10 protein-coding genes are annotated in these 9760 nt (G+C 66.7%); 4 read left to right on the forward strand and 6 right to left on the reverse strand.

The features are described from left to right. Positions 1-42: 42 nt before the first annotated feature. The 5 genes from CFB82_RS29320 to andAc all read right to left on the reverse strand — a co-directional run bounded on the left by CFB82_RS29320 (position 43) and on the right by andAc (position 4831). The gene (locus CFB82_RS29320) at positions 43-1329 is read right to left on the reverse strand and encodes a DUF445 domain-containing protein (RefSeq protein WP_089486284.1); all 1287 of its coding nucleotides are present in this window, start codon (positions 1327-1329) and stop codon (positions 43-45) included. 170 nt (positions 1330-1499) lie between these two features. Further along, positions 1500-2720 carry an anthranilate 1,2-dioxygenase system ferredoxin--NAD(+) reductase gene (andAa, locus tag CFB82_RS29325; protein ID WP_089486285.1) on the reverse strand — a complete coding sequence of 407 codons (1221 nt, stop codon included), beginning with the start codon at positions 2718-2720 and terminating at the stop codon, positions 1500-1502. Beyond that, a complete protein-coding gene (gene andAb / locus CFB82_RS29330) occupies positions 2710-3036 on the reverse strand; it encodes an anthranilate 1,2-dioxygenase ferredoxin subunit AndAb (RefSeq protein ID WP_089486286.1) in 327 nt (108 codons plus the stop codon). Before andAb ends, andAa begins: the two co-directional genes overlap by 11 nt. A gap of 20 nt (positions 3037-3056) precedes the next feature. Continuing rightward, on the reverse strand, positions 3057-3545 hold the full coding sequence (gene andAd, locus CFB82_RS29335) for an anthranilate 1,2-dioxygenase small subunit AndAd (protein ID WP_069251004.1): 489 nt from the start codon (positions 3543-3545) through the stop codon (positions 3057-3059). 14 nt (positions 3546-3559) lie between these two features. Continuing rightward, the gene (gene andAc / locus CFB82_RS29340; protein ID WP_089457761.1) at positions 3560-4831 is read right to left on the reverse strand and encodes an anthranilate 1,2-dioxygenase large subunit AndAc; all 1272 of its coding nucleotides are present in this window, start codon (positions 4829-4831) and stop codon (positions 3560-3562) included. Positions 4832-5044: 213 nt separating this feature from the next. Here andAc and andR point away from each other — a divergent pair, with 213 nt between their 5' ends. Beyond that, on the forward strand, positions 5045-6004 hold the full coding sequence (gene andR / locus CFB82_RS29345; RefSeq protein WP_089486287.1) for an anthranilate 1,2-dioxygenase regulatory protein AndR: 960 nt from the start codon (positions 5045-5047) through the stop codon (positions 6002-6004). Positions 6005-6153: 149 nt separating this feature from the next. Here andR and CFB82_RS29350 read toward each other — a convergent pair whose 3' ends face one another. After that, complete coding sequence (locus CFB82_RS29350; protein ID WP_089486288.1) at positions 6154-7044, reverse strand: LysR family transcriptional regulator; 891 nt, start codon at positions 7042-7044, stop codon at positions 6154-6156. Between the two features lie 91 nt (positions 7045-7135). Here CFB82_RS29350 and CFB82_RS29355 point away from each other — a divergent pair, with 91 nt between their 5' ends. The 3 genes from CFB82_RS29355 to catC are packed head-to-tail and all read left to right on the forward strand — an operon-like array spanning position 7136 to position 9538. Next, the gene (locus tag CFB82_RS29355; RefSeq protein WP_089486289.1) at positions 7136-8269 is read left to right on the forward strand and encodes a muconate/chloromuconate family cycloisomerase; all 1134 of its coding nucleotides are present in this window, start codon (positions 7136-7138) and stop codon (positions 8267-8269) included. Positions 8270-8301: 32 nt separating this feature from the next. Next, positions 8302-9204, forward strand: coding sequence for a catechol 1,2-dioxygenase (gene catA / locus CFB82_RS29360; protein ID WP_089443064.1), 903 nt, complete (start codon positions 8302-8304; stop codon positions 9202-9204). Positions 9205-9247: 43 nt separating this feature from the next. Further along, complete coding sequence (gene catC, locus CFB82_RS29365) at positions 9248-9538, forward strand: muconolactone Delta-isomerase (protein WP_011355923.1); 291 nt, start codon at positions 9248-9250, stop codon at positions 9536-9538. The last annotated feature ends 222 nt before the right edge of the window (positions 9539-9760 follow it).

Consider the following 9760-nt stretch of genomic DNA (forward strand, 5'->3'; position numbering starts at 1 on the left):
GGCGCGGCCCGTCCCGCCCGCCGCGCGATACCTGTGGCCGTGTCAGTGCAGCCAGCCGGCCGCCCAGCGCGGCACCAGCGACACCAGATACAACCCGAGCCCGATCAGCCCGCCGACCAGCGTGCCGTTGATGCGGATGTATTGCAGATCCTTGCCGATGTTCAGCTCGATCTGCCGCGACATCTCGCGCGCATCCCAGTTGCGCACCGTGTCGCGGATGTGACGCATCAGGAAATCCGCGAAATCCGGCGCCATCTCGTGCACGGCCTTCTCGACGTGCTCGTTCAGCGACGCACGCAATGCCGGGCTCTCCGCGAGCCGCGAACCGAGCCAGCCGCCGAGCATCACGGCCTGCCGGTGCAGCGCCGAATCGGGGCGCGCGAGATCAGCCTTCAGCCACGCGCGCAACTGATCCCACAGGTCGCGCACATACTCGTTGAACGCGGCGCCGTCGCGGATATAGCGCTTGATCTCCTCGCCCTTCTCGATGAAAGCGGGATCGTGCTTCAACCGCTCGGTCAGCCGCACGACCGTCCGGTCGAAACGTTGCCGCAGCTCGTGCTCGGGGTCGGCCGCGACACCTTCCAGCACGCGGCTCACTGCGCTCGCGAGCATTCGCGCGCCGTTCTCGCCGAACCACTGCGTCGGCATGATCTTCTCGACCTTCGGGTACTGCGTCTTCAGCCATTCGACGATGAAACCCGCGATCACCTCGCGGTTCTCCTCCTTGTCGAGCACGTCGACCACCTGTTCGATCGCATCGTCGAGCAGCGCCTGGTGGCGGCCATCCTTCGTCAGCGTGTCGAGGATCGCGCCGGCCGATTGCGACAGGTCGATCCGGTCGATCACCGCGCGAAACGCGTCATGGACGAACGACTGGATCCGCGCGTCGTCGGTCATGTCGAGCGCGAAACTCATCAGCTTCGTCACATAGCCGCCGAGCGCCTCGGTGTTCGCCGGCTCGCCGAGCCACGCGCCGAGCTTCTGCGCGGGATCGTGCTGGCGGATCTGCGCGGCGAGCGCATCGGGACCGAGGAATTTCTCGCGCACGAACACCGCGAGGTTGTCGGCGATCTTGTCCTTGTTCTTCGGAATGATCTCGGTGTGGCGCGACACGAACGGGATCGGCACACGGCGAAACAGCGCGACGACCGCGAACCAGTCGGCGAGCGCGCCGACCATCGCGGCTTCGGCCACGGCCTTGAAGCCGTCGACCCACGGGCCGCGCGGCAGCAGGATCGTCGTGACGAACACCGCGACGGCGGCCAGCAGCAGCCACAGCGCGCGGCGCTTGCTGCGTTTCAGTTCGAGGGCTTTGTCTGGCGTCATGGGCAACGGGTCGGGCGAACGATGCCGCTAATATGCACCGGTTGCGGTGTGGCCGACAAACATTGCGACACGCGTCGAGCGTGTCGGACGCCGCCGGATCGGACCGGCGGATTGCACACGGCGCCGGCCGGCATCGTCACCGCATGCCGGGCCGGACGACCGAGCGCCTGCTACATGAACGTCTTCAGGTTCGCCGCCGGGTCCGCAAGCTTCACCGGGTCCGGCACCGCCCCCGCCGCGATCAACCGGCGCGATGCGCCGATGTCGCGCCCCAGGTTCGCCGCGGCCACCGCGACGATCCTGCCGTCATCCCCCAGCCCGAACACCGTGAACGACCCGTTCGCCGGATCGCCGCGCACGACGATCGTGCGCTCGCTGCCGAACAGCCCGAGCATCTGCAGGTTGCAGTCGTACTGATCCGACCAGAGCCACGGCAGCTCGGCGTAGGTCTCGTCGGCGCCGAGCAGGTTCGCGGCCGCGACGGCCGGCTGGTTTTCGGCCACTTGCCACGACTCGATCCGCACGTGACGCCCGAGCAGCGGATTGAAGTGCATCGTCACCTCGCCCGCCGCGAAGATCGCGGGATCGAACGTGCGGCAGCCCGCGTCGACGCGTATCCCGTTGTCGACATCGAGCCCCGCCGCCTGCGCCAGCTCGACATTCGGCACCACACCGATGCCGACCACGACGAGGTCGGCCGGCACGTCGCCGCGATCGGTCTCGACGATCGCACCGCCGCCCGGTGCGCGACGGATCGCGCGCGGCAGCGTCGCCATCTGAAAGACCACGCCACGTGCATCGTGCATCCGCCGCGCATACGCACCGACCACTTCCGGCAACGCACGCTGCAGCAGGCGCGGCGCCGGATCGATCACCGTCACGTCGCACCCGAGCTGGCGCGCCGCCGCCGCGACCTCCAGCCCGATGAACCCGCCGCCGAGCACCGCCACGCGACGGCCCGGCGCAAGCTGCACGCGCAACGCACGCGCATCGTCGACCGTGCGGACGTAATGCGGCGTGACGCCTTCGTCGATCGTGCCACCAAACATGCGCACCCGCGAACCCGTTGCGAGCACGAGCCGCGCATACGGAAGCGTCGCGCCGTCGTCGAGCCGCACGCGCTGCGCATCGCGCTCGATCGCATCGACGCGCGTGCCGAGCCGCAGTTCGATGCGCTGCGTGTCGTACCACGCCGCGTCGCGCACGAACGCGCGCTGCTCGCCGCCGTCCGTCAACAGCGCATCCTTCGACAGCGCGGGCCGGTCGTACGGCAGCTCACGTTCCGCGCCGATCATCACGATGCGCGCCGCGGCATCGCGCTCGCGCAGCGCCTCGGCCGTGCGCCGCGCGGCATGCCCGGCGCCGACGATCACGAACGGATCAGCCGACATTGACTTCCACCTGCCCGTCGACGATCCGGATCGGATAGGTCCGCACCGGCTCCGTGATCGGCGCGCATTTCGGCGCGCCGGTGCGGATGTCGATCAGCCCCTGGTGCAGCGGGCATTCGACGCAGCCGTCCTCCACATAACCTTCGGACAGCCGCGCGTGGCCGTGCGTGCAGAGGTCGTGCATCGCGAACAGTTCGTCGCCGATCCGGAACACCGCGATCGGCTTCTGGCCGGCGACGCGCGCCGCCGGTTCGTCTTCGGAGAAATCGTCGAAAGCGCCGAGCGGATGCCACTCGGCGAGCGTTGCTTCGGTCATATCTGTTCCTTGCTTCCGTATCAGATCGGGGTGGCGAGCAGCGTCTGCACGCGCGACGTGTCGTAGATCACCCGCTTGGTCTTGTAGCGCAGGCCGTCCGGCGTGCGCACGACCGTGTCGTAGTACTTGCCGGCCTGGTACACGTTCGACTCGCCGTTGCTGCGCGTCTGCACGACCACGTAGTTGCTCTCCGTGTCGATCTCGCCGTCGCGTTCCGCGACGATCGTCAGGCCCGACGTCATGTGCCGGTACGTGTGCTCTTCGTAGATGTTCGCGTGCCGCAGCGACACCACGCGGTCGCGCAGCATCCGCTGGTTCGTACAGTGGACGATCCCGACCGGCAGCCCGAGGTCGGCGTTCTCCTTCGGCACGATTTCGTACGTGCAGTCCTCGGTGAACATCGTCGGCCATGCTTCGAGCCGGTCGTTGTCGAGGTGCCCGATATAGCGGTTCTGGAGCATGTAAATCTCGAACCACGTCTTCATGTCTTCCGTCAGGTTTTCCATCATTCCGCGCTCCCGCTTCAATAGCCCATCAGCTTCTGGTAGCCGACCCAGAACTTGCGGATCAGGCTTTCGGTGATCACCGTGTCCTGCTGGTCCGGATTGCCGCGCGACATCTCGATCACCGACGTCGCGTCGCCGTCGCGCACCGTGCCGCGCTGCACGAGCTCGGTCGCCTCCGTGTCCTCCATCGAGATGTAGCCGGCCGGCCCGACGAGGTTCGCCTGCTTGATGCGCAGCGCGCGCAGCTCGGGCGTATCGTCCGCATAGCCGAAGAAGTGAAAGATCAGTTCGAAGTTGTCGGGGCCTTTCGGCAGGATCTGCCGCGCGACCAGCGTGTTGTGGATCTGCTGGATCACGAGCTGCGGAAAGATCGGCTGGATATGGTTCGTGCAGTCCTCGTCGTATTCCGACACGAGGTCGAGAATCGATTCGTCTTCCAGATGAAAGCCTTCGTCGAACGAGCGAATGTTCTGCTGTTTGTACGCGGCCGACGTATCGTCGCCCGTCTTCGTCACCGTGATGATGCTGTGCAGCCCGTGGTTCGCATCCGGAATCGAGCGCGCCTTCATCCCGACGCGGAAGATGTTGAAGGTCGTATGGAACAGGTGCAGCATGCTCGCGTGATACGGGTCCTTCACGTTCTCCATGTACAGCTTCCAGTTCGACTTCGAGTACTGGCGCGTACAGCCGAGATACTCGATCGGCTTGTGGAAGATCCGGTCGATCCACGGCCGCATCTGCTCGCCGAGATAGTCGGGCAGCGGCATCACGTCGTCGCTGAAGGTGGCGAACACGAGCCCGCGATAGCTGTCGACGCGCAGCTTGCGCAGCCCGTGCTGCTTCGGGTCGAAGTCGGCCGGCATCCCGGACATCCCCTTCTGGCCGCGCCGGAACGGCACGCCAAGCAGGTTGCCCGAGTTGTCGAAGCTCCACTGGTGATAGACGCACGTGTGCGAGCTCGCGTTGCCGCGCGACTTGCGGCACACCTGCGCGCCGCGGTGCGCGCAGCGGTTCACCCACGCGGACAGCGCGCCGTCTTCGGTGCGCGTGACGACCACCGGCGTGTCGCCGACGAACGTGCTCTTGAAGTCGCCGGCGTTCGGGATTTCCGCTTCCAGCGCGACGAAGTTCCACGTCGGGCCGCGGAAGATGCGTTCCTGCTCGCGATCGTAGACCGCGCGCGAGCTGAACACCTTGTACGGCACGCGCGAGCCGTCGTCGTGCGGAAAGCTCACGTCGGACGCGTCGTCGCGCGCGGCGAAAACGACGGGCGATTCTGTCTGCTCCATGTCGGACTCCTTGTCGATCCGTTGCGTTGAATGCATGGAGCCGATTTTTGAAAAGCTAATATTCGCCGTCTATCCGGAAAGTGCGATTGCGGCGGTGCAATATCCACTTTCGGCGGATTTCTGCGCTAGCATGACGGCACACACGACCCGGCGCACGATCGCGACCCATTGATCGGATCGAAGCGCACGCCGTCTACACCAAGGCTGATGCCCATGTCCCCAACGTCGTTCGAGCCGCTCGCGCTGCGCGCGCACCGGCTGTTCGAATCCCGCGATCTCGACGAGACGCGCGAGCGGATCTCGCGCGTGATGCAGCCGCATGCGCTGCTGCCGAACGGCCGCACGCGTGGCGCGTCGCACATGGATTTCGTCAGGCTCGGCGGGCTCGGGATCGGCACGATCGCGTTCGGCGACGCGATGCGCGTGCAGGTCGACGCGGTCGATGGCTATTACCTGCCGATGTTCTGCCTGTCCGGCCAGGCCGAGGTGCGCGCGATGGGGCGGCAGCTCGGCGTCGACGGCCAGACCGGCGTGCTGTGTGCGCCTGGCGAACGCTTCGACGCGGTACTGTCCGCCGATTGCGAGCAGTTCGTGCTGCGCATCGACGCGGCGACCGTCGGCTCGCTGACCGGCGACCCGCGCGCGACGCTCGATCCCGTGCTGCATGTCAGCGACGCCGCACTCGCCGCGTGGCGCCAGCAACTGATGCTCGTCGCCCGCTCGCCCGAACTGCTCGAACGCGCAAACGCGAACCCGCGCGTCGCCTCCCAGCTCGAGCACCTGCTGATCGACCTGCTGATCGAAGGCCACCCGCCGTCCGTGCTGCAGGCGTCGCACCGCGACCCGGCGCCGGGCTTCGTGCGGCGCGCGCAGGAGTTCGTGAACGCGCACTACGCGCAGCCGCTGCAACTCGCCGATATAGTCCAGGCCGCCAACGTGCCGGAACGGACACTGCGCGACGCCTTCCTGCAGTTCCGCGGAATGAGCCCGATGCAATACCTGCGCGCGACGCGGCTCGATCATGCGCGCGAGCTGCTGCGCGGCGCGGTGTCCGACCGGCGGATCGCCGATGTCGCGCTCGATTGCGGGTTTACGCACCTGGGGCGGTTCGCGATCGCCTATCGGGAAAAGTTCGGCGAATCGCCGTCGGAAACGCTCGACGGCAAGCGGTAACGTCGTCGCGCACGCTCGCGCGCCCGGCGGCTTGCGTAACCGCCCAAGCGCTCACACGACAGCGCATGACATCGCGGCGCCCTCCCCGCATCTGCAGGTGCCTGCCGAAACAGACCGTTAGTTGCGATTTATAGGGACGATGACCATCGTCACCCCGCCGGCACGATCATCTCCCGCGCAATCGCGCAAAACGCGGCCGTCAACGCGCTTTCGCCGTGCAGCCGGCGGCTCATGATGATCGGCGACGTCGCGGCCGGCTCCGGCAACCGCCGGTAGACCACGCCCTTCACGCGCACGCCCTCCACGCTCTCCGGCACCAGTGACACGCCGACCTGCGCGGCCACGAGCCCGAGCGCCGTCTGCAGCTCCCGCACCTCGTGAACGGCCGCCGGCACCAGCGCGCCATCGCGCAGCGCGGACAGCTGCTGATCGGCGAAGCTCGGCCGCGGCGTGCTCGGATAGACGATCAGCGTCTCGTTCGCGATATCCGCGAGCGTCAGCGGCCGGGCCGGATCGGCAAGCGGATGCCCGACCGGCAGCGCCGCGATCAGCTTTTCCTCGATCAGCGCCTCGCGCACCAGTTGGTCGTCGTCGAAGCGCAGCCGGCCGAACCCCACGTCGATCCGCCCGCCCTTCAGCGCGCCGAGCTGCTCGAGCGTAAACATTTCGATCAGCGACAACTCGACGTCCGGCTGCGCCTCGCGAAACGCGCGGATCACGTCCGGCAGCGCGCCGTACAGCGTCGACGGTACGAAGCCGATCACGATCCGCTCCGACAGTTGTGCGAGCCGCCGCGTCAGCGGCCCCAGCTCGTCGGCCTGGTCGACCAGGCGCTTCGCCTGCGCATAGAACACCCGCCCCGCATCGGTCAGCTTCAGCGGCCGCGCGCCGCGCTCGAACAGCGGCAGCCCGATCTCGTCCTCGATCGCCTGGAGCTGCCGGCTGAGCGGCGGCTGCGTCATGTGCAGTCGCTCGGCCGCCCGCGTGATGTTCATTTCCTCGGCGACGGCGATGAAGTAGCGGAGCTGACGCAATTCCATTTCATGCCTCAAAGGTATGGAAGTAGTCGGAAAGAGTGTTGGACGACGCGGGGCGGGAATTCCTACCATGTGCACCAACAGGAGGAATCGCATGATAGCAACTGCCGCCACCATCGAACGCATCGAGACGCTGCTCGTCGACGTGCCGACGATCCGGCCCCACAAATTGTCGGTCGCCACGATGAATTGCCAGACCCTCGTGCTGGTGCGTGTTCGATGCACGGACGGTATCGAAGGCGTCGGCGAGGCGACGACCATCGGCGGTCTCGCGTACGGCGAGGAGAGCCCCGAAAGCATCAAGGTCAACATCGACACCTACTTCGCACCGCTGCTGCAGGGCATGGATGCGACCCGCCCGGGCGCCGCGCTGGCGCGCGCCCGCAAGCTGTTCCAGGGCAACCGCTTCGCGAAGTGCGCGATCGAGACCGCGCTGTTCGACGCGCAGGCGCGCCGCCTCGGCGTGCCGTTGTCGGAACTGTTCGGCGGCCGTCGGACCGATGCGGTCGATGTCGCATGGACGCTCGCGAGCGGCGATACGCAGCGCGACATCGCGGAAGCCGAGGCGATGCTCGACGCGCGCCGCCACCGCGCGTTCAAGCTGAAGATCGGCTCGAACGCGGTGGCCGACGACGTCGCGCACGTGATCGCGATCAAGCGCGCGCTCGGCGAACGCGGCGACGTGCGCGTCGACGTGAACCAGGCGTGGAGCGAAACCGACGCGATCTGGGCCGGCGCGCGACTCGCCGAAGCCGGCGTGAGCCTGGTCGAGCAGCCGATCGCCGCGACCAACCGCGCGGGCCTGAAACGCCTCACGCAACTGGCGCAGGTGCCGATCATGGCCGACGAGGCGCTGCACGGCCCCGTCGATGCATTCGCGCTCGCGCAGGATCGCGCGGCCGACGTGTTCGCGGTGAAGATCGCACAATCGGGCGGCCTGCAGGGTGCGGCGAGCGTCGCGTCGATCGCGGCGGCAGCCGGCATCGAGCTGTACGGCGGCACGATGCTCGAGGGCGCGGCCGGCACGATGGCGTCCGCGCAACTGTTCAGCACGTTCGACTCGCTGAAATGGGGCACCGAACTGTTCGGCCCGCTGCTGCTCACCGAGGAGATCCTCGTCGAGCCGCTGCACTACGCGGATTTCAAGCTGCACCTGCCGGCGACGCCCGGCCTCGGCATCACCTTCGACTGGGCCCGCATCGAACGGATGCGACGCGACGCCCGCTGATCCCCACACGACAACCGAAACCGGAGACACAGATGAACAAGCAAGCCATCGACGCACTGCTGAAGACCTTCGACGACGCCGCCGAGAAGCCGGGCAACCCGCGCGTGCGCGCGATCGTCAACCGGATCGTGAAGGACATCTGCTACACGATCGAGGACTTCGACGTGCAGCCGAGCGAATTCTGGACGGCGCTGAACTACCTGAACGAGGCCGGCCGCGAATTCGGGCTGATCGCGGCAGGCCTCGGCCTCGAGCGCTTCCTCGACGTGCGCATGGACGAAGCCGAGGAAAAGGCCGGCATCCAGGGCGGCACGCCGCGCACGATCGAAGGTCCGCTGTATGTCGCCGGTGCGCCGGAATCGGTCGGCCATGCGCGTCTCGACGACGGCACCGATCCGGGCCAGACGCTGATCATGCGCGGCCAGGTGCTCGGCCAGGATGGCGCGCCGATCGCGAACGCACTGGTCGAGGTATGGCACGCGAACCATCTCGGCAACTACTCGTACTTCGATCAGTCGCAGCCCGCGTTCAACCTGCGTCGCTCGATCCGCACCGACGCCGAAGGCCGCTACAGCTTCCGCAGCGTGCTGCCGGTCGGCTACAGCGTGCCGCCGGGCAGCAAGACCGAGCAACTGCTCGACCAGCTCGGCCGCCACGGCCATCGTCCGGCGCACATTCACTTCTTCGTTTCGGCGGACGGTTATCGTAAGCTGACGACGCAGATCAACATCGATGGCGATCCGCATCTGTGGGACGACTTCGCGTTCGCGACGCGCGACGGGTTGATCCCGCCGGTGAAGCAGGCCGAAGGCGCGGAAGGCAAGCCGTATGGCGTCGACGGGCAGTTCGCGCTGATCGACTTCGATTTCTCGCTGCTCAAGGAAAAGCCGGACGTGCCGGGCAGCGAAGTCGAGCGGGCCCGCGCGCAGGCGTGAGTGGCCTTCCGATTCGACGAACCGACAACGCAAGGAGTGCAGGATGCTGTTTCATGTGGAAATGACCGTCCGTCTGCCGACGGACATGGATCCGGTCAAGGCGGCCACGCTGAAGGCGGAAGAAAAGGCGATGTGCCAGCGGCTGATGAACGAAGGGACCTGGCGGCATTTGTGGCGGATCGCCGGGCAGTATGCGAACGTCAGTATTTTCGATGTGGAAAGCGTGCAGCAGCTGCATGACCTGCTGAGTCAGCTGCCGTTGTTTCCGTATATGGAGATGGAAGTGCGGGCGCTGTGCCGGCATCCTTCTTCGGTGCGGGAAGACGATCGGTAAGCATATGGTCGAGCACTGACAAGAAAGACGGGCGGCCTGCGATTGCCTCGCAGGCCGCCCGGTTCATTTCGTCATCCGCAGCGGTAGATCAGGTTGGGACCTATCCGTGATTTCGTGGGCGGGGCATATCATGAGGTGTAAAGGCCATGGATATGCCGATGAAGAAAAAGAGACAAACTGTAGCGCGTCAGGCAGCGGCCCGAGGGCCGCTGCCTGAACTGC

Source organism: Burkholderia sp. HI2714, from assembly GCF_002223085.1.
Lineage (GTDB): Bacteria > Pseudomonadota > Gammaproteobacteria > Burkholderiales > Burkholderiaceae > Burkholderia > Burkholderia lata_D.

Excerpts from the sequence above, each read along its gene's own strand:
- andAd (WP_069251004.1), bottom strand. The coding sequence starts at position 3,545 with ATGATGGAAAACCTGACGGAAGACATGAAGACGTGGTTCGAGATTTAC.
- andAa (WP_089486285.1), bottom strand. The coding sequence starts at position 2,720 with ATGTCGGCTGATCCGTTCGTGATCGTCGGCGCCGGGCATGCCGCGCGG.
- CFB82_RS29320 (WP_089486284.1), bottom strand. The coding sequence starts at position 1,329 with ATGACGCCAGACAAAGCCCTCGAACTGAAACGCAGCAAGCGCCGCGCG.
- andAc (WP_089457761.1), bottom strand. The coding sequence starts at position 4,831 with ATGGAGCAGACAGAATCGCCCGTCGTTTTCGCCGCGCGCGACGACGCG.
- catA (WP_089443064.1), top strand. The coding sequence starts at position 8,302 with ATGAACAAGCAAGCCATCGACGCACTGCTGAAGACCTTCGACGACGCC.
- catC (WP_011355923.1), top strand. The coding sequence starts at position 9,248 with ATGCTGTTTCATGTGGAAATGACCGTCCGTCTGCCGACGGACATGGAT.
- andAb (WP_089486286.1), bottom strand. The coding sequence starts at position 3,036 with ATGACCGAAGCAACGCTCGCCGAGTGGCATCCGCTCGGCGCTTTCGAC.
- andR (WP_089486287.1), top strand. The coding sequence starts at position 5,045 with ATGTCCCCAACGTCGTTCGAGCCGCTCGCGCTGCGCGCGCACCGGCTG.
- CFB82_RS29350 (WP_089486288.1), bottom strand. The coding sequence starts at position 7,044 with ATGGAATTGCGTCAGCTCCGCTACTTCATCGCCGTCGCCGAGGAAATG.
- CFB82_RS29355 (WP_089486289.1), top strand. The coding sequence starts at position 7,136 with ATGATAGCAACTGCCGCCACCATCGAACGCATCGAGACGCTGCTCGTC.